A 24162-nucleotide genomic window follows, 5' to 3' on the forward strand; every position below is an offset into this window, starting at 1 on the left:
TCTCACTCCTCGCCTGCCGCGGAAGCGGCGGTCTCAGTGGTGGTCTCACTCGTGCTCCCGGCGGCGGTGACGGCCCCGTCCAGGCTGGCCAGCCGCAGGATCTCCTCCTCGGTGGCCTCGCCCGCGGGCAGATCGCCGACGAACCGGCCCTGGCGCACGACCACGATGCGGTCGCACAGCCCGAGCAACTCGGGCAGATAGGACGAGACGATGACCACCGACAGCCCCTCGCGCGCCATCTCGGCCACGATCTGGTAGATGTCGGCCTTGGCCCCGACGTCGACGCCCTTGGTGGGCTCGTCTAGCAGCAGCACCTTGGCGCCGAGACTGAGCCAGCGCGCGAGCAGGACCTTCTGCTGGTTGCCGCCGGACAGCGAGGTCACCGGGTCGTCCAGGTTCGCGAACTTGATCGTCAGGCCCTCGGCCGCGGCCGTCACGTTCGCGTCGGCCCGCGCCCGCATACCCAGGTTGCGGTAACCGGCCAGGGCGATGTTCTCCCTGATGGACAGCTCGGGCAGCAGGCCCGACTCCTTGCGGTCCTCGGTGAGGAGCCCGATGCCGCCGCGGGCGGCCGCCCGGGGCGAGCCCATCGGCACCCGCTCGCCGTCGACCAGCACCTCGCCGCCGTCGGCGGGGTCCGCGCCGAACACCGCGCGGACGAACTCCGAGCGGCCCGAACCGAGCAGCCCGGCGAGGCCGACGATCTCGCCACGCCGTACGGTGAGATCGACCGGCGCGGGGGCGCCGCGTACCCGCAGTCCCCTGACCTCCAGCCGGGGTTCGCCGGTCTCCGGCCGCGCGCCCGGGTAGAGGTTCTCGACCGGCCGGCCGACCATCAGCTCGACGAGCGACTCGGGAGTGTGACCCGCCATCGGCCGGGTCTGCACGAGCCGGCCGTCGCGCAGCACGGTCACCTGGTCGCCGATCGCGAACATCTCCTCGATGCGGTGCGTCACGTACAGCACCGCGATGCCCTCGTCACGCAGGGCGCCGATGCGCCGCAGCAGCGCCTCGGCCTCCGCCTCCGACAGCGCCGTGGTGGGCTCGTCGAAGATCACCAGCTTGGCGTCCAGGCCGAGCACCCGCGCGATCTCCACCAACTGACGGGTCGCGGCGGGCAGTTCCCCGACGGGAGTGTCGAGGGAGAGCCCGCCGAGTCCGACGCGCTCCAGGTGGGCACGCGCCTGCTCCCGGCCGGTGGCCCGCAGCAGCAGGCCGCCCTTGCTGGGGAAACGCCCCATCAGCATGTTGTCGCCGACGCTCAGCTCCGGCAGCAGGCTGAGCTCCTGGTACACCGCGCCGACGCCGGCCTCCCGCGCCTGGACGGGCGACAGGCCCACCGCCTGGTCGACCGCGTTGATCGCGTACGAGCCGCCGTCGCGGGACACCGCGCCGGTGAGGATCTTGATCAGCGTGGACTTGCCGGCCCCGTTCTCCCCGGCCAGGCAGTGCACCTCGCCGGCGTGCAGGTCGAGGTCGACGCCGCGCAGTGCGGCGACCCGCCCGTAGGTCTTGTCCACCCCGCGCAGCGAGACGACAGGCGCAGGGGCCGAGCCGGTCGCCGAGCGGGTCATGGTGTCGGTCATGGGTGGCTCCCGCCTCAGCCCGTGGTCTTGGGCGGGTTGAGCAGCGACTGCAGCTCGGGGGCGTTGACGTTGCGCGCGTCGACCAGCACGGCGCCGGGGTCGAGCACGACCGGCGGCACGGTGCCACGCACGGCCATCGCCGCCTCCACCACGCCCTGGTAGCCGAAGAAGAACGGGTTCTGCACCAGGATGCCGTCGAGCGTGCCCTCCTTGACCGCGCTGACCTCAGCCGGGTCGGAGTCGAACGCGAAGACCGCGAGGTCCTTGGCGTTCTTCTCCCCGACCGCGCGCGCGGCGCCGGTGCCCGAGGTGTTGTTGTCGGCGAAGACGCCGGCCAGGTCCGGATCGCTGGTGATCGCGTCGGCGACCTGGCTGACCGCCTTGTTGAGGTCGTTGTCGTTGACCAGCGTCTGCTTGACGGTGGCGTCCGGGCACTTCTCGGCCAGGCCCTTCTTGAAGCCGTCGAACCGGTCGACCAGCACCTGCTGGCCGGAGGCCGCCGACTCGTGCAGGATCTGGCCGTCGGCCTTCCCCTGCTCGGTGATCAGCTCGCACATCCGCTGGCCCGCCTGCTGACCGGCCTTGATGTTGTCGGTGCCGATGAACCCCTCCGACTTCGTGGTCACCGCGTTGTCCACGACGATCACCTTGACCCCGGCCCCGCGGGCCCGGTTGATCACGTCGTTCAGGGCGGTCGAGGAGTTGGGGGCCAGGACGATCGCCTGGGCGCCGCGGGCGATGGCGTTCTCGACCAGGCGTACCTGGGGCTCGATGTCGGTCTCGGAGGTCGGGCCGGTCAGGTGCAGGTCGACGCCCAGGTCGGCGCCGGCCTTCTTGGCGCCGGCGAGCATCGACTGCCAGAACTCCGACTCCGTGGCCTTGACGATCACGTCGATCTTGGCGCCGGCGACGCCCGCCGTGCCTGCGCTTGAGGAAGGGGCTTCGCCCCCGAACGCGGCCTTGCCGGCGACGAGGCCGACGGCCAGCGTGACCACGGCGGCAAAGCCTGCCAGACCTGGAGATACGTACCTGAAGCGTGCCATGGGCTGCTCCTTTGTGCGGGCCCGCCGTGGGGTCAGGTGGCCGCGGAGAAGGGGGCGAGGGTGTAGGAGGCGCCGTCGCGGAAGACCCTGCGGCCCATGCCGTGCTTGACGACCCAGCCGTAGTCGTGGCCCGCCGAACCGGGATAGACGGCAAGGAACCTGTACGGCTCGTCGCCGATGTTGACGCTGCGGTGTGCCCAGCCGGGTGGGATGTAGCCGATCACCCCGGGCTCCATCTCGATCCACTCGGTACGCGTGCCGTCGTGCAGCAGCAGACCGCCGCGCCCGGCGAGGCCCAGATAGATCTCGCCTTGGGGATCGGGGTGCTGGTGACCCTTGGTCATATGGAACTCGCCGCCCACGGCGCCCGGCAGGATCGTGGTCACCGACTGCGGCAGCTCCCTGGCCACCTCCGGCACCGGGGACGCGGCCACCGTGTAGACCACGGGGTCGTCACCGTCGGCGGCGCGCTTGCGCGCGGGCTCGTCGGCGAACAGTCCCTCCAGGTCCGACAGGCGCCGGGTCAGCAGCGGGCCCTCGGGGGTCAGGGTCCCCTGAGCGGCGGCGAGGGCGATTCGCAGGGGGTTGATGGGCGGCGTGGCGTATGTGCTCACAGGAGCGTTACCTCCGAGGTTACGAAGATTGCGGGAATAGTAATCCTGTAATGACAGGATTTCAAGATATGGCCAACCGACGGGCCGACACCACACGCATCGTGTGAGCTTTCGCCACGCGCGTCGGGCGGGGCGGCGCCACGCGCGTTACCCCGCCGCGGCCGCCTCGAACTCGGCGGTCGCGGCCTCGGTCAGGGGGTCGCCGAACAGCCGCTCGGCCACCGCGGGGGCCAGCGCGAAGTGACGTACCCCCGCTCCGGCGAGGGTCACCACGTCGGCGGTCGTGCGCAGGCTGGCCGCGAGCACCCGGGTCGGGCCGCCGGTCGCGTCGAGGAGCCGCTGCATGGCCGTGACCTCCTCGATCGCGGGCCGTCCTGCATCCGCCATCCGGCCCACGTACGGGGCGAGGTAGGTCGCTCCGGCCGCCGCGGCGAGCAGCGCCTGCGGCGCCGCGTACACGGCGGTGAGCAGCACCGGCACGCCCTCGGCCGCCAACGTGGCCGCTGCCGCACACCCCTGACGGGTGGCCGGCGCTTTCACCACCACCGCCGGCCCGATGGCGCGCAGCCGCCGTCCCGTCGCCACCAGGTGGTCGTACGTGGCGCCCCACGTCTGCAGGAACACCTCCTGCGCGCCGAGTCCCGTCGCCCACCCGTACAGCTCCGGCAGGTCGCGCTCGACCAGGCCGGAGCGCCGCAAAAGCAGCGGGTTGGTCGTCAGGCCGCGGAACAACCCGGTCGACAGGAGCGGGCCTGCCTGGTCGCGATCGGCGCTGTCGACGTACAGGTGGAGCATGCGGGTCTCCTCACAGGTCGAGGACGACGGTGAGCGGGTACCGTCGCCGGGGAGCGGTGACGGACGCCTTCAGTCGACGACGATCATCAGCGGCCGGGCCGCGGCGGCCGCCGTGCCCTCACGGGCCAGCTCCACCTCGAACCGGCTGCGGTCGCCGCGGTGGAAGGCCACGAACGCCTCCACCGGCCGGCTCTCCTCCCCCAGACTCACGCTGCGCAGCACGAGCACCGGGTCGCCGCGCTTGATGCCGAGCCCGCGGGCCAGCCCTGCCGAGGCGACCACGGCCTCCACGGAACGGCGTCCGCGTACCAGTTTGACCTGGTACTTCTCCTCCAGGAGGGCGTACAGGGACTGGTTGGTGAGATCCTCGTCGAGCAGGCCGGGGGCGAGTTCGTAGGGGATGTGGGTGATCGTCAGGACCCAGGGCTCGCCGTCGACGAACCTCAGCCGCTCGATCGCTATCACGTCGGTGCCGGGTTCGATCTGCAGCTGGGTCGCGACCTGTAGGTCGGCGGGGACCTTGGCCAGTTTGCGGACCTCGCTGCGCAGGTGCGATCCGCGGGCGGCCACGTCCTCGAACAGGCCGGTCAGGGACTGCACCAAGCCTTCGGAGGTCTTGGGCTCGGCGATGAACGTGCCCCGGCCCTTGACGCGCTCGATGACGCCCTCGTACTCCAGCTCGGCCAGTGTCTGCCGGACGACTGTGCGTGAGACCTCGTAGGTGGCGCAGAGTTCGTGATCACCGGGCAGCCGGTCGCCCGGGCGCATGCCGCGCTTGCTGATCTCCTCCAGCAGAATCAGCTTCAGCTGGTAATAGAACGGCACCGGAGAGGAGCGGTCGATCGATGACATGATATGACAGGATAACCAGGAAACAGGTCATCCGCATGGCGGGGCTGCCATGGTCGTTCCGGCCGCGCTCACGCCCCGGGGCTTGATCGGCCGTCGCCACGATGGCCTGAGCGTAGGTGGACCCGTTCAGCTCGTGAGCCGCGTGCAGCATCTCCGCGGAGTAGGCCGCGGTCGCGTCCCGGGCCGCCGTGACCACCGCGCGGGGATGGTCGAGGAGCCCCACGCTTTCGGCGACCTCCTTCAGCCGGGGCCAGGTCTTGCCCGCATCTGAGTTCAGTATGGACTAAACTGTCTGTCATCGGATGAACAAGGGGCTTCGTCATGATCGGTGAACGCAATCCGTACGAGCACGGGCACGGGCCCATCACTTCCAGGAAGGTCCGGCGGGCGGGGTTCGCCGAGAAGCGGTTCGACACCGGCACCGTGCGGATCAACTACGTGGCCGGGCCCGACAACGGCCCGCCGCTGGTGCTGATCCCGGCACAGACCGGGACCTGGGAGAGCTACCAGCGGGTCCTGCCCGGGCTGTCGGCCGGTTTCCAGGTGTTCGCGGTCGACGTGCGCGGGCACGGCAGGTCGACGTGGACTCCGGGGGATTACTCCTGGAGCAGCGTGGGAGGCGACATGAGCGCGTTCCTGCGGGAGGTGGTCGGGCGGCCGGCGATCGTGGCGGGCAACTCCTCCGGCGGTCTCATCACCCTGTGGGGCGCGGCCAACGTGCCCGAACTCGTGGCGGGCGCCGTGCTGGAGGACGCGCCGGTCTTCTCGGCGGAGTGGCCCCGCTTCAGGGACCACGATCGCTACGTCTATCAGGGGCTGCGGCATGCCGTGGAGACGCTCGGCGACCTGCGGCACCGGGATCTGGCCGACTACCTCAGGGACATCACGAAACCGGAGAAGAACGGGTCGGAGCGGAAGGTGCCGGGCTGGTTCCTCCGCCATCTCTCCTGGCGGATCGCGAGGTTCCAGGCCGCGCATCCCGCCGAGCCCGTCGATCTGAGGTTCATGCCACTCGCCGCGCGGCTCATGTTCAGGTCGCTGTCGATGTTCGATCCCGATTTCGCCCGCGCGTTCGTCGACGGCCGCATCTACGAGGGGCTGGACCATGCGCAGGCGCTCGCCCGCGTACGCTGCCCGCTCCTGGTCATGCACGCCGACTGGTTCCGCGATCCCCGGCACGGCCTGGTGGGCGCCATGGACGACCAGGACGCCGCCCGCATCATGCAACTCGTCCCGCACGCCCGCTACCAGCGCGTCCAGGCCAACCACGTGATCCACTTCTTCAAGCCCGCCCAGTACGTACGGGCCATCGGCGAGTTCAAGGACTCGATCGAGAGCCTCCACGCCCCGGGGCCACGGCGCTGACCCGCACAGCCGAGCCGAAGGAGTTCGGCCTTCACTAACCTGATTGCCGATGGACGAACAGAGCAAGGAAGAGCAACTGCTGGCCTGGGTGGAGCGCGTGGCCGCGTTCTTCGCCAGGAACAACGGGCTGCCGCTGATCACCGGACGGGTGCTGGGCTGGCTGATGGTGTGCGATCCGCCCGAGCAGACCGCCGCCCAGATCGCGACGGCGATCGGCGCCAGCAAGGCGTCGCTGAGCACGGCGGTCCGGGTGCTGGAGGCGAGCGGTTTCGTCCGCGCCGTGACCCGGCCCGCCGAGCGCGGTGTGCACCTGCGGGTCGCGGACGACGTGTGGGAACGGGTGGCGCGGCGCAAGCTCGAAGCGCTGGGCGACTTCAGCGAGATCACCGCCGACGGGCTGGAGATCCTGCACGACGAGCCCGCCCGGGGCGATCGAGTGAGGGATGCCCATCGCTTGTTCTCCCGGCTGGAGCAGCAGATCGCTCCACTGCTTCAGCACCGGGATGATGATTCACCATAATCGCCCGCCTTGTTAGTAAGTGCTTACTATGCCATGCTGAAGGGCATGGAAACGAGACGCGGCACCGCGGACCAGCGACGTGCGGAGGCCATCGCGGCCGGCATGCGGGTGTTCGCCGACCACGGGCTGACGACCGCGTCGATACAGCAGGTCGCGGACGCGATCGGAGTCTCACAGCCCTATGTCTTCCGGCTGTTCGGCAGCAAGCACGCCTTCTTCCTTGCCTGTCTCGACGAGTTCGAAGGTCAGGTACGCGAGGTCTTCCGGGAGGCCGCGGGGGCATCTCCCGGCGATCCGCTGCCCGCCATGCGCGCCGGTTTCCGCGAGTTGCTCGCCAACGACGCCCTCACCGGCCTGTGGTTGCAGGCGTGCGCCACCGCCCGTAGCGACGAGGCGGTGGCGGAGCGCTGCCGCGCCGTCGTATCGGGGGTTCTGCAGGAAGCGGCGCGGCTGACGGACACGGCGCCGGAAAGCCTGGGGCGGGCGCTCGCCGATGGCGCGCTCGTGGTGATGTTGCAGGCACTTGGCGTGGACATCTCCGGGGGAAGCCGAGCCGCCATCGAATCCCTGCGGGCGAAGGAGACGACGTCGTGAACCGGCCCGCCGCCAGCCGCCTCATTCGCACACTCGACGCCAAGGGGGACTCATGGGATACCTGAGGTACGTCGCGGTCGGCGACAGCCTGACCGAGGGACTCAACGACGGCAATGAGAAGACCGGTTACCGGGGCTGGGCAGACCGCCTGGCCCACCTGCTGGCCACGGACGAACCGCGGTTACGCTACGCCAACCTCGCCGTACGCGGGAAGCTCACCGCCCAGATCCGGGCCGAGCAGACGAGCGCCGCCCTCGCACTCGAACCGGACCTGATCACCGTCACGGCGGGAATGAACGACCTGGTCCGGCCGGGTTTCGACGCTCCGGCCGTCGTCTCGGACCTGGAAGCCATGCTGGCCCGGTTCGCCGGCTCCGGGGCGCACGTGGTCACCTTCACCTTCCCCGACATCGCCCAGATCAGCCCGCTGGCCCGCCACCTGCGGCCCAGGGTCCTCGACCTCAACGAACGCATCCGGGCGGCGGCCCACCGCCAGGGCGCCCTGCTGGTGGACACCTTCAACCACCCGGTGACCTCCGATCCCCGGCTGTTCAGCGCCGACCGCTTCCATCTCGGCCCTCTTGGACACGCACGCCTGGCGGTGGCGGTCGCCCACGCTCTCGCCGTGCCGGGGGGCGACGGTTCCTGGGCCGACCCGCTCCCGCCGCTGCCGCCGCCATCGCCGTGGCACCGTGCCCGCGTCGAAACGGCCTGGGTCGCCGCCTTCGTCGGGCCCTGGCTGATCCGCCGGGTCCGGGGGCGTTCCTCAGGAGACGGCCGCGCCGCCAAGCGCCCGCTGCTGCAGCCGGTGTCATGAGCTCGCGTACCGATCCGCCGCTGTTCCCCGGCTGGATGAGATCGCTCGGCGCCGTCTGGGGAGCGACCGCCGAGGAGATGGCCGCCGCGTACCCGTGCGACGAGGAGGTCCCGAATCCGGCGGAGGTCTGGTTCCGCGCGGTGAGCGTGCGTGCGCCGCGGCCGACGGCCTTCCGCTGGCTGTGCCAGCTCAGGGTGGCGTCGTACAGCGACGATCCGCTCGACGGTGGTGGCCTCCGCAGCCCCCGAACCCTGACTCCCGGGGTCGAGCGTCTGGCGATGGGCCAGCGGTTCATGACGGTCTTCAGGCTCGTCTCCTTCAGCCCGGACGATCACATCACCCTCCGGCTGACCGAGCCGCGGGCGGTGGCCCGGTACGGGCCGCTGACGCTCACCTACGCGGTACGCGACGCCGGCTCCGGCGCCACCCGGCTGGTGGTGAAGCTCAACCTCGGAGAGCGGGGTGACGGCCTTCTCCCCCGTGCCCGGCGACAGGCCCTGGCCTGGGCCGACCTGTGCATGATGCGCCGGCAACTGCTGACGCTGCGCGACCTCGCCGAGGCCGCCTCCGCTTCCCCGTCACCAGGTCGCCGTACACCCTGATCCGGGCGTTCGCCGGCGAACCGGACGACCTCCCGACGGCAGGGTGGCAGCCGCAACCAGGGGGCCGCGTTCGCCGAGGACATCGCCGCACGCGGCGCGACCACGGTGATCAGCCACAGCAACGACGCCGAGGCTGCGCGGCGGACCCTCGCGGCCCTTCAGCGGCAGGGCGTCACCGGAGCGGCGCCGCGCTCCGACGCCCGCCGATCCGCCGATCCGCCGAGGTCGACGAGGTCGACGACTCGTTCTACCGGTCCGCCGAGACCCCCGAGTCCATCCAGGCGGCCACCCACCACAGCCCGCGCGGCCGGCTCGGAGTGCCCGGCGACATCGCCCCGGTCGTCGGCAGGCTGATCGGTGACTCCGCCGACTGGGTCTCCGGCCAGACGGTGCGCGCCAACGGCGCGATGTTCCAGCCGGAGCGCCCGAGCGGCGGTGCCATGGCCTGGGCGCGGTCCCGCTCAGTGCGCGTCCGGCGTCACCGCGGGCGCAGACCTCGCAGCCGCGTCCACGACAGCAGCACGTGCACCCGGTCCGGCAGGGCGAGCTTGGTCAGGACGCTCGACACGTGCACCTTCACGGTGTAGCGGCTGATGACGAGCCGGCGGGCGATCTGATCGTTGGACAGCCCCTCGGCGATCAGCTCGCACACCTGCCGCTCGCGGTCGGTGAGCCGCTCCGCCGCCGCCAGCAGGGCCCGGTCGGCCTCGGTGGGCAGCGTGGGCTGCAACGCCTCGATCATCCGGGTCGTGGCCTCCGGTGCCAGCACCGACTGGCCGGCGGCGACGATCCTGATGCCGTCACGGATGCGCTCGCCCGGCGCGTCCTTGAGCAGGAAACCGCTGGCTCCGGCCTGCAGACCGGCGTAGACGTAGCTGTCCAGGTCGTACGTCGTGAGGATGAGGACCCGGCTGGGCCCGCCGACGATGCGGCGGGTGGCCTCGATGCCGTCCATGCCGGGCAGCCGGACGTCCATGAGCACCACGTCCGGCCGGAGCTCCGCGGCGGCGGACACGGCGGCGGCGCCGTCGCCCACGGCGGCCACCACGTTCAGGTCGTCGGCGGCCCCGACCAGGCGGACCAGGGCCTCGCGCAGCAGTTGTTCGTCATCGCAGACCAGGACGCGGATGACGGTCATGACACCTCCCGCAGCGGCAGCGTCGCGCACACCTCGAACGTCTCGCGCCCCGCCCGCACCCGCACCGAGCCGCCGAGCAGCCCGACGCGTTCGCGCATGCCGACCAGCCCCACTCCGCCTGTCGTGCCGCCGGGCGCGGACGTCACCGGATTGGTGATCGTGACCGTCAGTCGGGTGGCGCCGTAGTGCAGCAGCACGCGCACGTCCACGGGTCCGGCGTGCTTGGCGACGTTGGTCAGCGCTTCCTGGACGACGCGGTAGGCGGCCAGTTCGATGCTGGTGTCGACCTGGCGTACGGCGCCCGAGCGGGTCAGCGTCGCTCGCGGCCCGCCCGGCGGGATGGCCGCCACGAGGGCGTCGAGGTGTTCCAGTCGTGGTGGGGGGACGAGCGGGTCGTGGCCTGGCGGCGCCTGCCTGAGCACGCCGAGCAGCCGCCGCAGCTCCGCCAGGGACTCCCGGCCGGTGCGGGCCACGCGCCGCAGGGTCTCCTCCATGTCGTCACGTGTGTCGGCGCCCGCTTCGGCGTCGACCACCATGGTGGTGATCGAGTGGTTGAGAATGTCGTGCAGTTCCCTGGCCAGCAGCGTCCGCTCGCGTTCGGCCGCGCGCCGCTCGGCGAGCTCGCGCTCGGCCTCCAGCCGCCGGGAGCGGGCCTGCAACTCGTGGATGCGGTCACGCCGTCGCCCGTCCAGGCGGCCCATGGCCCAGAATCCGACGACGAGCACCGCCGCAGCCGCGTACACGACCACGATGCGCAACGGGTCCCCGAGGGAGGCCAGCGTGACCGGCAGCCCGAGGCCCAGCAGCGCCAGCACCGCTGTGACGCCGATCACCCGGTGGGCTCCCCGGCCCCACGCCCCGAGACGGGACGCGGCGACCAGGGGAGCGACCAGAACGGGCATCTTGCCCAGGATCAGCATCAGTTCCAGGACGATGGTCACGCCCAGGACGGTGAGGGGGAAGCGGCGCGAGCACATCAACGCCACCGACTGGGCGCCCGTCAGGGCCAGTTGCAGGACCGGCTCGTCACCGGGCGCGAGCAGCCAGCCGACGAGCGGCGGCAGCAGGGCCGGCACGCCGTCGCTCAGCCACTCCATCCGGGCTTCGCGCCGCGCCTGATCGCCCTCGTACGTATCCAGCCGACCGCCACCAACGCCACCACCGGTGCCCAGGGCGCCAGCGCGACCGTCCAGCTCAGCCCGAGCGGCGGGCCGGGTTGCTCGATCGCCTGGATCGGCAGGACCCCCGTCGAGGTCCCGCCCGCGTTCTCCACGGCGAACTCGAACCGCCATGTGCCCTCCTCCGGCAGTGAGACGACGTCCAGCCCCCAGACCTGAGCCGCCCGAGGGTGCCGCGGCAGCACGATGGCATCGTCACGGCGCTGCAGGACGATGCCCTTCAGCCCCCTGCGGTCGCCGCTGGGCGACACGGTCGTGACCAGGCCGGTGCGCCCGCCGATGCCGCCCGCCGGTTGGAAGGTGAAGTCGAGCGACTGCAACGCGCGGATCGGCCACTCCGTGAACCCTACGGTGATCGGGGTTCCGTCGCTCATGGAGACGGTCTCGGTGTGCACGATCTCACCGGGGAGCGGGGCGGCGGCGGCCGGGCCCGCGAGGGTCAGCAGGGTCACCACCGCCGCCGGTATGAGCAGGGCGCGCTTCAAGCGATCACCGCCTGCGGGACGGAGGCCGCCGCGCGCTCGCGGAAGCGGCGCAGCAGGACGGCGCTCTGCCAGCCCAGCGAGCCCATCCCTGCGCCGAGGGCGGTCGCCGCAACGAGAGTGAGCGGCAGGTTCATCTCCATGATGCCGATCCCGCCGTAGAAGAGGGCCGTGTTGACTCCGGCCAGCGCGCCGGCCGCCACCGCGATCCGTACCGGGTGCACGCCGCGCCGCACCGCCCAGGCCGTCATGACGCCGGCCAGCAACGCGACGAGCGGGTAGGTGGGCGGAAACCCGATCAGCACCTGCGGCAGGTTGGCGGCGTAGTCGCGCATTGGCTGGCCGATCGCCTCGGCGTACCAACGGGTGGCGGCCGGGGCGAACAGCGCGAGCCCGCCCTGGACGAGCACGAACGTCAACCCGGTGGCGGCCGGCCAGTGCCAGGATCGGGTGAGCCCGACGACCAGGCTCAGGATGAGGGCCGCGGCCGCGGCCAGCCCGAGCACCCGCGGGGCGATCCCGGGCAACCACTGGAAGAGCAGCTCGGACACCATGTTGAACGCCGACGTCGAGCCGAGGGTGGCCAGTCCGACGGCCAGGGCCAGGCCCCATCGCTCGGAGCGGGTACGCCGCAGCACGGCGAAGGCCATGATCATGGCGAAGATCTCGACCTGGATGGACAGCCCGAGCCCGAAGTGCGACGGGGTGGCCCCGGCGGCGATGTCGAAGCCGTAGACCTCGTGCCACCACAGGTCGGAGCCGGCGTACAGGAGGTTGGCCGAGGCGCCCAGCCCGCCCACGAGGAACGGCCACGGCGCCCGGAACGTACGGAACACCGTCACCGACGGCGTGCCGGTGGCCGGGCCGCTCCCCCACGTGGACAGCAGCACCACGATCAGGCAGGTGAGCCCGATGATGCCGGTGCCTGTGTAGAGGAACAGGTGGGGGGCGGTCCAGAAGTTGTCGGGGCCGACGTCGCCGTGCCACTGCCCGTCCCACACCATGCCGGTCAGCAGCGTGGCATAACCGAGGAGCAGGAACCAGGCGCCGGTGACCTCCCGGCGGGGTATGTGCGAAGGTTCGGGTGACATGCGGAGTTTCTCCTATTCTCCAACCAGTGTGGTGACCTTGATGACCTCGGCACCTGAGGTGTCCTCCACCCGGATGCCGATCTCCCAGGCGCCCGCCATCGTGAACAGCTCGCCGCGGGCCACGTAGCGACCCGGCCCGTCGCCCCGGGCGGCGAGCTCGGGCGTGGTGTGGCCCATGTGCGGCATCACCGCGAAGACCGAGACCTCCGCCGGGGTGGCCGGGTGGATCTCCAGGCGCGCTTCGAGGAGACCCGGACGGGGTTCCAGCCGGACCGTGACGGCGTGGCGGGCGCCCCTGCCGTGCAGCTCGGTCGGGCCGGGGGCAGAACCCCCGAGCACGAGCCAGCCGATCCCGGCCGCGATCAGCAGCAGGGGCGCCACGACGTACGCGCGCCGCCTCACCGGGTGCTCCCTTCCGCGGCCACCTCGATGACGTGGGGCACGGTGACGATCCGGTAGTCCCGGACGTACTGGATCCAGGCCAGGTAGCGGCCCGGCCGGGGGAAGCTGAAGACGAACTCCAGCCGTGGCCCGTAACGGGCGACCGACTCGTCCGGCACCCGGACGGCGGTGGCGTCGGCCATCGAGCGGGCCTCGTGGACGTGGCCCAGGTAACCGCTGTCCTGGCTGCGCACGATCAGGTGGCCCGCCATGCCGAGCCAGGGCCGCAGCGCGGTGACTCCGGTGTCGAACGTGAGCCGGACCGGCCGCCCGGCGACCGGCCGCGCGGGTTCGGTCACCGGCGCGGCTCCGGCGGGCACGGCCGCGGAAACGCCGGCGGGCCCCCGGTCGTCCACGTCGTCCACGGTGAAGGCGCCCGACACGAGCTGGCCGCCCGCGCCGGTGCGTTCGAACTCGGCGTACGCGCGATGCCTTCCCGGCTGCTCGGCGCGTAACCCGACCTCGTAGACGCCCGTCGCGATCCTGATCGGGTGCACGTGCCGGAAGAAGCGGCCGTCGTCGCTGGTCACCACGAGGTGGGTCAGGGCGGCGTGGTGTTCGGCCAGGTCGTCCGCCGGTCCCCCGGTGGAGCCGTCGAAGAGCGTCACCCGCAGCCGGAAGGCCGCCCCGAGCGCGGGCCGCCCGGGTGTCACCTCCACCAGCGGTTGCGCGTTCGGACGGGTGAGCGTCTCCGGATCAGGCGCCCCCTCCGGGGTGAACCAGGGCGAAAGCGCTCCGGTGGTGAACGCCACGACGAGCGCGACCGCGAAGGTCCCCGCGGACCCCGCCGCGACCGCCCCGCGCCGCAACGCCGCGCCCACCAGTGCGCCAATCAGCGCCACCGCCGCGCAGGCGAAGGCGGCGTACACGATGACTTCCCACAGCGGCGCGCGCGGCACCAACAGGGTGAACGGCAGCACCGACCGTTCCCCGCCCGCCCGCACCTCCAGCTGGTGAGGCCCGGCTCGGCCGGCGTGCAGGACCGCCGGGTACATGCCGGGGCGCCCCGCCTCGATCCGTACCGAGGCCGCGGAGGAGGCGCCGTCCTCGATCGACCGGACGGCCAGCTCGACCGGCCCGCCCCGGCCGGGGTCGTGCGCGACCACGTCCACCTGCAGCGGCGCCGGCACCCGGACGCTCGCCCGTACCACGACGGTGAGCTCCATGCCGGCGATCGTCTGCGCGAAACGCGCGTCGGCCTCGGCGAACCGGCCGTGCGCGGCCGCGGGGGATGCCCAGGCTAGCAGGACCGCGAGGGCGAGCAGGGCCAGGGTCAGACGCTTGATCACGGTCCGAGCCTAGGAATCGGCCCCGGACCACCACATCGGCCACGGGCACTGACGTGCCTAGTTCCCGGGAACTACCGAGCGGAGGGCTCCCGGGCCGCCATCGAGCGGTCCAGGAGCCGGTGGCAAGGCGCGTCAGTTCCCGGTGGGCGGGACGTTGCCCCAGTACTCGTGCAGCGCCGAGATCCGCTCACCCCTCACCTGCACGATGATCGTCTCCCAGTTCAGGTATCCGGCGGTGGAGGAGGAGGCGCCTCGGGAGTCGTACTCGTACAGGACCCGGTCCCCCATGACCGCCACCGATCTCCGCTCGCCGCTCACGCGGTTGCCGCTCGTCCCGTGGAACCTGGCCCATTCGGCGATCGCGCGCCGACCGGCCTCGCCCTCGTGCCGCCCCCGCCACTGGCCCTCGGGGAACCAGAAGGAGAATCGCGGGGTCAGCATCGCCAGGAACGGCTCCCAATCCCCGGTACGCCATCCTCGGTCGAACCGGTCCATGGCCCGGTCGGCCACCTGCCGCACGCCGCCGGAACCACCGGCCACCGCGGCGTGGGCCGGCCGCCCCAGCAGGCCCAGCCCCGCGAGCCCGCCTGCGGCGACCACGCCGAACATCTTCCGCCGCGACCCGGACCTCGTGTCGAACGCGTTGATCGGCTCACTCATGAGGACGTCCCCTTCTCGTTGATCTTGAGGCGTCATTAGAGCAGGACCGACCGAAAAACCGTGTAATGCGAGGAGCGGCATCCGGTCCGGCGACGGGGTGTTCCCCGATCAGAGGTAGCGCGGGAACAGGTCCGTCGTCGGCCAGGTCGTCACCTTGCCGATCTGGGCGTTCATACGCGGGCTGAGCACGTCGAAGTCCGGCGCCCCGCTCTCCTCGTTCCGGTTGAACAGGGCTGCACCCCCGGCAGCAGGTACGCCTACAAGTCGAGTGGCCGGCCGCAGGCGTACTGGATGATGTGGTCGCGCGTGAGCGGCAGGGGGACGCCGAGGGACCTGGAGATGGTGTGGTCCATGTCCAGGTGGTCGCCCGAGAGGTCGCGGTCCCACCCGCCGGTGTGCTGCAGGAGCCGCCACACGTCGGCACCGAGGGGCGAGCGTTGGCCGGGAGGTCCCCAGGGCGAGGGCGGGCACTGTGGCGGCGCCCGCGGCCAGGAAACGCCGCCTGCTCAGGCCGTTCGTCAGGGGCTCGTGCGGTTCGCTTGTCGTCATGACCCAGACGATTAGTGGATCATCGCTCGCCGGGCAGCGAAAGTTCCGCGAAAAGTGATCTTTCGCGTGCCTTCACGAGCGAGTTGGTTGGGTGATCCACGACCGCCGATCATGATCTTCGAGTGAGGAGCGACGTGGAACCCGAGCGAATGTCTCCCGAGGTGTCGCGGCGCGGTGTGATGCGTGCCTCCCTGACCGCGGCCTCCGCCCTGGCGATGACCCAGGCGGGCACGGCACCGGCCCGAGCGGATACCGATGCCGACGCGGTGGTAGCGGGCCCGCGGGGCCAGTTCGCCCGCAATGTGGAGCTCGTCGGATATACCGACATGGACCACCGGCCCGCCTTCAAGATGGCCGTCCGCCACGTCAGAAACCGCTGGTACCTGTACACCGGCCACTTCTGGGACTCCGGCTGGAGCGTCGTGGACGTCACCGATCCCCGACGGCCGGAGGTGGTGGCGTTCGTGCCGGGGCCGGAGGACACCTGGACCCTGCAGGTCGATCTGCACGGCGACATCATGGTGACCGCGCTGGAGCAGATCTTCCCCAACTTCGGTGGAGATCCGCAGGCCCCTTTCGAGGAGGGGCTCTACATCTGGGACATCGGGAACCCGGTGAAGCCACGTCGCCTCGGTCACTACACGACCGGCGGCACCGGCACGCACCGCAACCTCTATCCGGGCGGCCGGTACGTGCACGTGGCGGCCGGCGCGAAGGGCTTCAGGGGCAACATCTACACGATCGTGGACATCGCCGACCCGACCCGGCCCACGGAGGTGGGGAGCTGGTGGGTGCCGGGGCAGCGAGACGGTGAGGAGAGCCCGCCGGAGCCCGAACGACTCCACACGCATGGCTTCTGCTGCGCGAACGGCGCGGATGTGTCGTTGCACGGGCCGCCGTACGTCGTCGGGGATCTGGCGTACCTGCCCTACGGCGCGGCGGGGCTGATCGTGCTGGACATCTCCGACGTCACCGCGCCCACGCCGGTCGGCGGCCTGAACTTCAGCCCGCCCTTCCACTCCCGCTTCGGCGTGCACGGTGTGCTCCCGATCCCGGACAGGAAGATCGCCTTCGCCAACTCCGAGGACGTCTCCTACGGCAGGGGCGCCGCGCCCCACGCCTCGATCGTGGACATCTCCGACCCGGCCAAGCCGTGGCTGCTGTCTCTCCTGCCGACGCCCGTACCGCCGCCGGGGGCGCCGTACGCGGACTTCTCCGGCAGGGGTGGCTGGAGCGGCCCGCACAACATCAACCACCACCAGCACCACCCGGACGTGCAACGACAGGGCGATCTCCTGTACGTCGCGCACTTCAACGCCGGCCTGCGCGTCTATGACGTCTCGAACGTCCGCCTGCCGCGCGAGGTCGGCTACTTCGTGCCGTCCGATCCCGCCCGCAGGTACGGTCCGATGCCGGAGGACAGGCTCGTGGCACAGACGGAGGACGTGGTCGTGGACCGGCGCGGCTACATCTACATCTCCGACAAGAACCAGGGCGTGCACATCCTGCGTCACACCGGCTGACGAAGCGGGCCGGGGAAGCGCCGGGCGACGTCTCGACCAGGGGCGCGGTGAAGGCCCCGACTCACGCGGCGGCCGGCATCTCTGTACGGCACAATCGTGCGGGTGACGACCGAGCATCTGCTGCCCTTCATCGGCCGACGCATCCGGCGCGCCCAGGAGGCGCTCCTCGGCGCCACCCTGATCGGGCTCGGCGTCCGGGTGGCCACCTGGTGATCGGGCGATCGCCCGACCGCGCTGCTCCGCGAGAGCCGTCTCATTCCACGATCAAAGGAGATCGCGTGAATCCCCACGACTGGGACCAGTTCCTGAAGCGCTGGACCGAGGAATGGCTCATCGCCCACCCGGACCTGGCAGGAGAGCTCACAGCCGGCTGGCCCGGATATCCGCCCGCGTCCACGGAGCAGATCGCCACGCTGGAGCAACGGCTCGGCCGTCCGCTGCCGCCCTCCTACCGCGACTTCCTCCAGGCCAGCAACGGCTGGCGATTCACCATCCCGTTCGTGGACGAGCTGCGCGGCGCGAACGACGTCGGCTGGTTATGTGACCTGGACCCGTCCATGGCCGAGATCTACGACGACAGCGACATCTTCGAGGAGGAAGCCGCCATACTCCACCGGGCGGTCCTGATCTCGCTGGAGGCGGACGCGGGCATCATCGTCCTCGACCCCGACGATGTGAACGCGGACGGTGAATGGGCCGTTCACGAGCTGTTCTCCTGGTCCGGCGAGCCGACCGAGCGGCACAAGTCGTTCTACGAGTGGATGTACGACTCCTTCGCGAGCTTCCACACTCTCGACAGGCCCTCATGCCGGACTCAGCGGGAATGGGACGACAGAATCGAGCAAGCCCGGCTCGCGAGCCTGGCCGGCCAGGTCGACGCGCCGCTGCACACACTGGAGCAGGCCCACCGCTTCGGCCGCGACCGTGCCGGCATCCTGTACTTCCAGTTACGCGTCATGCTCGGCATCGGTGACCGCGAAGCGAGCCAGTGGATCGAACACCCGCTCACTGACACCGTGAACAAGAACTCCACCTGGGAACTCGACGAGCCCCTGCTGGCCACCGAGTTCCTCCCCGTGCTGTTCGACCAGCACTCCCGCATCAATCCCCACCTCACCCAGTCCTGCCTCGCCGGCTTCTACGAGCGCGGCATCGAGCCGGTCAAACGCCTGATCATCGACCACCGGGACCGGCGCAAGGAGCCGGGTTTCCAGCTCTCGTACGGCAACCCCGAGTTCGACGCCGCCGTCCGCGCGATCGACTTCGCAGGGCCGGACGCCTGGCCCCTGCTGCATGACGCGCTCCCCCTGTGGCGTCCGGTGAGCGATGACCACCTTGCCCCCATCTGCCTGATGGCCGATCCGCGCATCGCGCCGCTGATCACCCCGGAGCGAGGCCGGGAGATCCTCTCCACGCCCAGAGGGTGATCCCGTCAGCCGGGCTGAGTCGATCATTCTTCCGGGGGCTGACCTGGATCGCGGGCTTGCGTGTGGGTAAGCTGCACGTCCGGATTGTCCTGACTTGCCGAGGTGATTGCCCTTGTCTCCCCCATCAACGTCCGCTGCCGACCGGCCGGGACGTTCATACTGCGATCCGGGCGAACCGCCATCGAATCGTCACAGGGGAGACTCCACCGCATGACTACGCCACCATCGCCATCCGGAGCCGAGCGGACTGACGGATCATCCGTGCGGATCGGCGCCCTCGTTCCGCTGACCCGGCCCGGCTGGGTCCAGGCGGGCCGGCATCTGCTCGCTGGACTCGAACTGGCCGTTCGCGAGGTCAATGACTCCGGCGGGATCGCCGGAAGGCCACTGGAGCTGGTGGTACGAGACACCGCGGCTGATCCGCAGAAGGCCGCGGCAGCCGTGGATGAATTGGCTAGCCTGGGCGTGGCCGCCTTGGCGGGCGAGTATCACAGCGTGGTCGCCCGCGCCGCCGCCGCCAGGGCCGACGCCCTCGGCCTGCCGTTCCTCTGCTCGTCAGCGGTTCTCGACGCACTCACCGAACAGCCGACGGAATGGGTCGCGCGCCTCGCCCCGGCGCAGTCCCACGGCTGGCGGATCTACGCGGACTTCCTCCTCAGCGCGGGCCACAGCCGAATCGCCGTGGCGACCCAGTCGAGTGTCTACTGGGCGTCCGGGGCCCGGATCCTGCGCGATCACCTCGCTCCGCGCGGCGGGACCGTCATCGAGCTCGACATGGGCGCGCTCGACCCCACGGCCGTGTGCGACGAACTCGTCGGCAGTCGCGCGACGGCCCTCCTTCTGCTGGTCGGCATCCCGGAGCCGGCGGTGTCGATCGTCAAGGCCGTCCGCCGCGACCAGCGCCTCGCCGAGATCCTGATCGGTGCTCCGGCCGGGCAACCGGAGTTCGCCGAATGGGCGACGTTGCTGGGCGACGACGGCGCCGCGATCCCGTTCTTGCGTTACCTGCCCGAGCACCTCAGCCCACTCGGTGCACGAGTCGAGAAGACCCTTTACGAACGGCTGACCGAAACGCCCTCCTTCGTAGCCTTCGAGGGCTACGACACCATCACCGTCCTCGCCGATGTGCTGCGTTCTGACGGCGTGGACCGGGCGAGCACGGCCGCATCCTGGTCGCGCGTCGCGGTCGAAGGCACCCGCGGGCAGATCCGGTTCTCCCGCACGCCGGACATCAGCGTTCGGCAGTGGGCATGGCCGCCGGTCCAGGTCGTCGATCGGGACCCGGCGGCACCGGATCGCTTTCGGATCCTTCACGCCGGCTGAGAGGGACACCAGGCCGGCTCTGTCGCAGGCAATCCCAACGGGCCATCCTCGACTCGCCACCGGAGGAACCGGCATCACGCCGGATCCGTCCGGTGTCGTGGTATCTGGAGTTCCTCGGACGCATCCCATTAAGTGTGGTCGATTCGCTGAACGTCCGGGTCCTGGGTTCCCTGGGGGTGCGCGTCGGCGGCCGGGCGCTGGATCTGGGCGGTCCGCGGCTGAGGCTCCTGCTCGCGCTGCTCACGGCCAACGCCGGCCGGGTCGTGACGGTGCAGGCCCTGGCGGAGGGCATCTGGGGGCTGGACGCGCCGCCCGACACGCCGCTCGCCCCGCCTGCTCGCCATCGTCGGCCGCTCGCTGCCCTCTCCGGCTGCTCGCCGTCGCCGCCGCTCACCGCTAGCCCCGTCTGCTCACCGCTAGCCCCGTCTGCTCACCACGCCGGCTACACGCCGCCCTACCCTCCTGCTCGCCACCCTCCCCGCCTGTCGGCGACGTCCCGTACGGTGTGTGTGGCCCGGTTACGGCCGGCTCCGCAAAGCTCTATGGGGTGTCGAGCAGGTCGAAGGGGGCGCTTGCCCGGACCGTGCCGTTGACCACGATCTCCAGCACTCGTGGGCCCGGCGGCTCGGTCCGGGTCGTGACGGGTTTGAAGGAGTGGGACTTGGCCAGCGTGAACGTCTGCCCGCCGGCGTCGGCGGTGCGCTCGCCCAGGTGGAAGACCCGCCGGGAGCCGTCACGCCGCACCGCGTAGCGCAACACCAGAGCACCGGGAGCGGCCGCCGCGACGGTGACGTTGAACCGCAGGTGCCCGCCGATGGTCACCTGGTCGTGATCGAGGATCAGTTTCTCCACCGACCCCTGCCCAGGCTGGGCTCCGACGAGGGTGAGCGCGCCGGAATGGCCGGAGCGCAGCAGACCGCGTACGGCATGGCGGAGCACCTTCTCGACGTGTGAGCCGCCCTCGGAACGCCACCGGTCCAGCAGTCGCAGCGCCACCTCGGGATGGTCCTTGGCCAGGTCGTTGACATGGTTGGCCACCGATCTGCGCACGTATTCGCTGGGGTCGTCACGCAGCAGGTCGAGGATGGGCAGGGTGGGGCCCGGCCGCATGAGCCACGGCACCCGCGCGCCCCAGGGAAGCCGGGGCCGCGAACCCTCCGATGCCAGCCGCCGTATGTGCTCGTCGGGAGAGCCTGCCCAGCGGTGCATGACCGCCAGCGCCCTCTCCTCGTAGCGGTCGAGGAAGGGGCGCACGGCGAATTCCCCGGTGCTGTGGCGGGTGAGCACGGCCAGCGTGCCCATCGCCTCGTCGAGGTGATCCAGGCCGTGGAGCGCGACATAGTCGGTGGCCGGCCAGCCGCTCCACAGGTCCAGCGGCGCCTGCGCCACCGCCTCGCGCAAGAGCCCCGCGGCCTGCGGGAACGGCACCGGCAGCGCGGCGGCGAGGGCGCCCGCCACATGCCGGACACGCTCCTTGAGCTCCAGGCCGTCGAGCCCGGCCAGCGCCGCGCGCACGAACTCCTCACGGGCGAAGGGCGCCCACGCCGCGGCCAACCCGCCGGCGAGCCGCCCCACCGACTCCGTGTTGATCAACTCTTTCAGGGGTTGCGCCATGCCCGCACGATGCCAGAAGGCACCGACACTTTCCGTCCCCGCCGGGCGAGATCGGCTCCGGCGGGGGCGGGCCGGAAGGTCAGTTCAGTAGCGGTACGAGCTGCTCCTCCTCGTAGTCCAGGTGGGCCTCCAGCTCCCGGGTGAGCCGCTCCACCTCGGCGAGCAGGTCCCCGGGGGCGGTGTCCGCGTCGGCCAGGACCTCCCTGAGCTCGTCGAGCAACCGCGCGATGACCACGTGCTCGGCCTGAAGCCTCTCCAGCACCGGGGCCAGCTCCGGATAGCGGCCCTTGAGCCCCGGGAACAGGGCGTCGTCCTCGCGCGAGTGGTGCCCGTGCAGGTTCTGGCACATGGTCAGGCAGTTGACGCGGAGCTGGGCGGCCAGGCGGGGACCCGAGGCGGCCACCTCCCGGCGGATCAGGGCCAGCTCCCGGCGGAAGGCGCCGTGCACGAGGATCAGCGCGTCGCCGAAGCGGCCAGGGGGCGGCCCGCCGTGGATCGGGTGCAGCGCCACGACCGGCAGGGTCCGGCCGGACCTTTCCTCGTACGCGCCCCAGCCGGGGTCGGACTCGACGGCGCGGGCGAACAAGCGCTCGCGTTCCTCGCCTTCGAGCACGACGGCCTTGGCCTGGTAGGTCAGGAGGCCGTCCTCCACGGTGACCAGCGGGTTGGCGCGCAGGTTGTGATACCAGGCGGGGTGTCTGGGCGCGCCGCCGGCCGAGGCGATGATGAGGAGGCGCTCGCCGTCGGGCAGGTAGCCGAGCGGCGTGGTGTGGGAGGCGCCCGTCCTGGCGCCCTCTGTGGTCAGCAGGAGCAGCCTGGCTCCTTCGAACGGGCCGCCGACCTGGCCCTTGTTGGCGCGGAATTCCTCGATGATCTGCTGATTGAAGTTCATGGGCATGCGGAGTGATCGCTTCCTGGCGGGTTGGGTGTCAATGACCTCGGAAACCCGCGCGGGCATGCCGGTGCGTACGGGTGCTACGGCACCACCGCAGGCATGGGACGACGCGCGGGCGCGGTGTGCTCAGGCACGACCGACGGTGTAAACAGTCACGGCGTCATCCCCTTTGAAACGGCGCCTCCATGCCACCGCCGTTCTCCTCGACCGGCGACACGCGACGCGACCGCCATTACGCCCATATTCCCGGAGAACTGTCAAGCCTGTCCCGCGACGGCTGCCGTTCACCTCCACGGCCGGCTTCGTGATCACCTACCGGGTGATGACCCGCCGGTCGTGAAGCACACGACGGAGGAGCCTCCGGTGCGGGCTGCGGTCGTGGAGTCGTGTTCGTCATCGGGGTCATTCTCCCGCCGTGCTGGGGCGGCCCTCGGCTGGTGTCGGTGAGTGGGCCTGGCCGGATCGGCCATGAGCATGTGCGAACGCGTCGCGGCCGGCGTCCATGGCCAGGTAACCCACCGGCCGCCGGTTGTACGCGGCCGCCGCCGAAGCCGCCCGCTGTTGCGCCTGGGTGCACTTCGACGATGGATACCACGCTCAAGCCGAACAGTACTTCGATGCAGCTCTGCGTTCCTCGGCCACGGGCTGCTCGATGAGTGCGACCGCGTCGCGAGGATCGCCGACGGTGTAGTGCTGGATAGCCCGGAACGACAGCGCATAGGCGCCAATCAGGGTGTCCCCCGCGGAAAATCTTGGCGTCACGCTCCGTGACCCTGCGCGTCGACCGCCTGCCAGAAGCAGCCTGCAAGATCATTTCCGTTAAGACCAGCTCGGCGCGCTGGGCCTGGTCCTCAACGCCGTGGTGCTGTTCAACACCCGTTACATGGACGCCGCCCTGGCCAAGCTGCGCGGGCAGGGATTCCCGGTGCGCGATGAAGATGTTGCCCGCCTTTCGCCCTTCATCCATGCTCATGTGAACATGCCGGGTCGCTACTCCTTCGCACTGCCCGAACTCCCCGGAGGTTTGCGGCCCTTGGGCGAGTCCGTGGACATTCACCCTGACCGGGCATCGGCGGCTGAGACAGGAAGCCAGGAAGGCCAGTCCTAGAGGCTGGGGCGAGCGGCGGCGGACAGCAGGGTGAGCGCGGCCTGGCGGGCGGCCTCGCCAGCGCCGGCTGCGTCGTGATGCGCGGCGACGACGGTCGCCCCCTCGACCAGCATGAGCAGTTGTCGTCCCAGGACGGGCGGATCTACAGCTCCGGCACGGCTGGCGATGCCGGTCAGGAGGTCGAGGTAGTGGCCCAGGTGGCGCGCGGTGATAGTGCGAACGGCGTCGACGTGGTGCTGGGCGGCCGCGTTCAGTATCGCGCAGCCACGGAAGACCGGGTCGTCGTACCACCGCTGGAGGGCGTCGAACACCGCGGCGAGTTGCTCGCCGGGGGCGTCCCCGGCGGCTGCGGCGGCTTCGGCCAGCCAGCTCGTGACCCGCTCGCTGCGCGCTTGCAGCATGGCCTCCACGAGGCCGTCCTTGGTGCCGAAGTGCCGGTAGAGCGTCTCCTTAGACACCCCGATGCGGGTGCACAGCTCGGCGACGCCGATGCCGTCGAGGCCGCGTTCGTACAGCACCGCGGTGGCCGCTTCAAGGATGGTGGCGCGCGTGCGTGCGGGGTCGATCGTCGAGCCTTTGGTGACTGGCATGAGGTAGATGGTACCGGTCGGTCCGATCCGATGTAATGTCTCAGATCGTACCGACTGGTTCGATCT

The 24162-nt window shown here is 70.9% G+C and carries 25 protein-coding genes and 1 pseudogene; 9 read left to right on the top strand and 17 right to left on the bottom strand.

Annotated elements, in window-relative coordinates; all coding sequences use genetic code 11:
* Positions 1-2: 2 nt before the first annotated feature.
* From BLS95_RS19715 to BLS95_RS19735, 5 genes are all read right to left on the bottom strand, one after another.
* Entirely contained in the window at positions 3-1586 is a 1584-nt protein-coding gene (locus BLS95_RS19715) for a sugar ABC transporter ATP-binding protein (RefSeq protein WP_218135858.1), read from the bottom strand.
* A 14-nt stretch (positions 1587-1600) separates the two neighbouring features.
* A complete protein-coding gene (locus BLS95_RS19720; RefSeq protein WP_090933264.1) occupies positions 1601-2629 on the bottom strand; it encodes an ABC transporter substrate-binding protein in 1029 nt (342 codons plus the stop codon).
* Positions 2630-2661: 32 nt separating this feature from the next.
* The gene (locus tag BLS95_RS19725) at positions 2662-3243 is read right to left on the bottom strand and encodes a glucose-6-phosphate isomerase family protein (RefSeq protein ID WP_090933266.1); all 582 of its coding nucleotides are present in this window, start codon (positions 3241-3243) and stop codon (positions 2662-2664) included.
* A 147-nt stretch (positions 3244-3390) separates the two neighbouring features.
* Positions 3391-4038 (bottom strand): transaldolase family protein, encoded by a 648-nt coding sequence (locus BLS95_RS19730; protein WP_090933268.1) that lies wholly within the window; start codon positions 4036-4038, stop codon positions 3391-3393.
* Positions 4039-4107: 69 nt separating this feature from the next.
* Positions 4108-4890 (bottom strand): GntR family transcriptional regulator, encoded by a 783-nt coding sequence (locus BLS95_RS19735; protein WP_218135859.1) that lies wholly within the window; start codon positions 4888-4890, stop codon positions 4108-4110.
* A gap of 321 nt (positions 4891-5211) precedes the next feature.
* On the opposite strand from BLS95_RS19735, the gene BLS95_RS19745 reads away from it, so the two are divergent.
* Genes BLS95_RS19745 through BLS95_RS19765 form a run of 5 tightly spaced genes read left to right on the top strand, consistent with a single transcriptional unit; the run spans position 5212 to position 8788 of the window.
* On the top strand, positions 5212-6255 hold the full coding sequence (locus BLS95_RS19745; RefSeq protein ID WP_090933272.1) for an alpha/beta fold hydrolase: 1044 nt from the start codon (positions 5212-5214) through the stop codon (positions 6253-6255).
* Positions 6256-6304: 49 nt separating this feature from the next.
* Positions 6305-6775 (top strand): GbsR/MarR family transcriptional regulator, encoded by a 471-nt coding sequence (locus BLS95_RS19750; RefSeq protein ID WP_218135860.1) that lies wholly within the window; start codon positions 6305-6307, stop codon positions 6773-6775.
* Between the two features lie 33 nt (positions 6776-6808).
* Positions 6809-7369: a TetR/AcrR family transcriptional regulator gene (locus BLS95_RS19755; protein ID WP_218135861.1), complete on the top strand. Its 561-nt coding sequence runs from the start codon at positions 6809-6811 to the stop codon at positions 7367-7369.
* 52 nt (positions 7370-7421) lie between these two features.
* Positions 7422-8186 carry an SGNH/GDSL hydrolase family protein gene (locus BLS95_RS19760; RefSeq protein ID WP_090933274.1) on the top strand — a complete coding sequence of 255 codons (765 nt, stop codon included), beginning with the start codon at positions 7422-7424 and terminating at the stop codon, positions 8184-8186.
* Positions 8183-8788 carry a hypothetical protein gene (locus BLS95_RS19765; protein ID WP_218135862.1) on the top strand — a complete coding sequence of 202 codons (606 nt, stop codon included), beginning with the start codon at positions 8183-8185 and terminating at the stop codon, positions 8786-8788. Before BLS95_RS19760 ends, BLS95_RS19765 begins: the two co-directional genes overlap by 4 nt.
* A 247-nt stretch (positions 8789-9035) precedes the next feature.
* Here the strand turns inward: BLS95_RS19765 and BLS95_RS19770 are convergent, their stop codons facing one another.
* From BLS95_RS19770 to BLS95_RS55765, 9 genes are all read right to left on the bottom strand, one after another.
* On the bottom strand, positions 9036-9230 hold the full coding sequence (locus BLS95_RS19770) for a hypothetical protein (protein ID WP_090933276.1): 195 nt from the start codon (positions 9228-9230) through the stop codon (positions 9036-9038).
* A 36-nt stretch (positions 9231-9266) separates the two neighbouring features.
* Complete coding sequence (locus BLS95_RS19775) at positions 9267-9926, bottom strand: response regulator (protein WP_090933278.1); 660 nt, start codon at positions 9924-9926, stop codon at positions 9267-9269.
* Positions 9923-11023 (bottom strand): sensor histidine kinase, encoded by a 1101-nt coding sequence (locus BLS95_RS19780; RefSeq protein ID WP_090933280.1) that lies wholly within the window; start codon positions 11021-11023, stop codon positions 9923-9925. Before BLS95_RS19780 ends, BLS95_RS19775 begins: the two co-directional genes overlap by 4 nt.
* Positions 11011-11589 carry a hypothetical protein gene (locus BLS95_RS19785; RefSeq protein WP_090933282.1) on the bottom strand — a complete coding sequence of 193 codons (579 nt, stop codon included), beginning with the start codon at positions 11587-11589 and terminating at the stop codon, positions 11011-11013. Before BLS95_RS19785 ends, BLS95_RS19780 begins: the two co-directional genes overlap by 13 nt.
* Entirely contained in the window at positions 11586-12677 is a 1092-nt protein-coding gene (locus BLS95_RS19790) for a hypothetical protein (protein ID WP_090933285.1), read from the bottom strand. Before BLS95_RS19790 ends, BLS95_RS19785 begins: the two co-directional genes overlap by 4 nt.
* Positions 12678-12689: 12 nt before the next feature.
* The gene (locus BLS95_RS19795) at positions 12690-13079 is read right to left on the bottom strand and encodes a hypothetical protein (protein WP_090933287.1); all 390 of its coding nucleotides are present in this window, start codon (positions 13077-13079) and stop codon (positions 12690-12692) included.
* Positions 13076-14407 carry a hypothetical protein gene (locus tag BLS95_RS19800; RefSeq protein WP_090933289.1) on the bottom strand — a complete coding sequence of 444 codons (1332 nt, stop codon included), beginning with the start codon at positions 14405-14407 and terminating at the stop codon, positions 13076-13078. Before BLS95_RS19800 ends, BLS95_RS19795 begins: the two co-directional genes overlap by 4 nt.
* Before the next feature lie 132 nt (positions 14408-14539).
* A complete protein-coding gene (locus tag BLS95_RS19805; protein WP_176993276.1) occupies positions 14540-15067 on the bottom strand; it encodes a nuclear transport factor 2 family protein in 528 nt (175 codons plus the stop codon).
* A gap of 257 nt (positions 15068-15324) precedes the next feature.
* Positions 15325-15483: a hypothetical protein gene (locus tag BLS95_RS55765; protein ID WP_176993277.1), complete on the bottom strand. Its 159-nt coding sequence runs from the start codon at positions 15481-15483 to the stop codon at positions 15325-15327.
* 267 nt (positions 15484-15750) lie between these two features.
* Between BLS95_RS55765 and BLS95_RS19815 the strand changes: the two genes are divergently transcribed.
* The 3 genes from BLS95_RS19815 (at position 15751) to BLS95_RS19825 (ending at position 19889) form a co-directional block, all read left to right on the top strand.
* A complete protein-coding gene (locus BLS95_RS19815) occupies positions 15751-17139 on the top strand; it encodes an LVIVD repeat-containing protein (RefSeq protein WP_218135863.1) in 1389 nt (462 codons plus the stop codon).
* Positions 17140-17417: 278 nt separating this feature from the next.
* Complete coding sequence (locus BLS95_RS19820) at positions 17418-18566, top strand: SMI1/KNR4 family protein (RefSeq protein WP_176993278.1); 1149 nt, start codon at positions 17418-17420, stop codon at positions 18564-18566.
* 261 nt (positions 18567-18827) lie between these two features.
* A complete protein-coding gene (locus tag BLS95_RS19825) occupies positions 18828-19889 on the top strand; it encodes an ABC transporter substrate-binding protein (protein WP_245765161.1) in 1062 nt (353 codons plus the stop codon).
* 540 nt (positions 19890-20429) lie between these two features.
* Here the strand turns inward: BLS95_RS19825 and BLS95_RS19835 are convergent.
* Both BLS95_RS19835 and BLS95_RS19840 read right to left on the bottom strand, forming a co-directional pair.
* Complete coding sequence (locus BLS95_RS19835) at positions 20430-21503, bottom strand: DNA alkylation repair protein (protein ID WP_143043801.1); 1074 nt, start codon at positions 21501-21503, stop codon at positions 20430-20432.
* Positions 21504-21582: 79 nt separating this feature from the next.
* Entirely contained in the window at positions 21583-22395 is an 813-nt protein-coding gene (locus BLS95_RS19840) for a nitroreductase/quinone reductase family protein (RefSeq protein ID WP_245765162.1), read from the bottom strand.
* Between the two features lie 826 nt (positions 22396-23221).
* On the opposite strand from BLS95_RS19840, the pseudogene BLS95_RS19845 reads away from it, so the two are divergent.
* Positions 23222-23506: pseudogene (locus tag BLS95_RS19845) on the top strand (Tn3 family transposase); the annotation flags it as partial.
* Here the strand turns inward: BLS95_RS19845 and BLS95_RS19850 are convergent.
* A complete protein-coding gene (locus tag BLS95_RS19850) occupies positions 23503-24096 on the bottom strand; it encodes a TetR/AcrR family transcriptional regulator (protein WP_090933308.1) in 594 nt (197 codons plus the stop codon). The pseudogene BLS95_RS19845 and the gene BLS95_RS19850 overlap by 4 nt on opposite strands.
* Positions 24097-24162: the final 66 nt, after the last annotated feature.

Origin of the sequence: Nonomuraea jiangxiensis, from assembly GCF_900099965.1 — a bacterium.
Taxonomy (GTDB): Bacteria; Actinomycetota; Actinomycetes; order Streptosporangiales; family Streptosporangiaceae; genus Nonomuraea; species Nonomuraea jiangxiensis.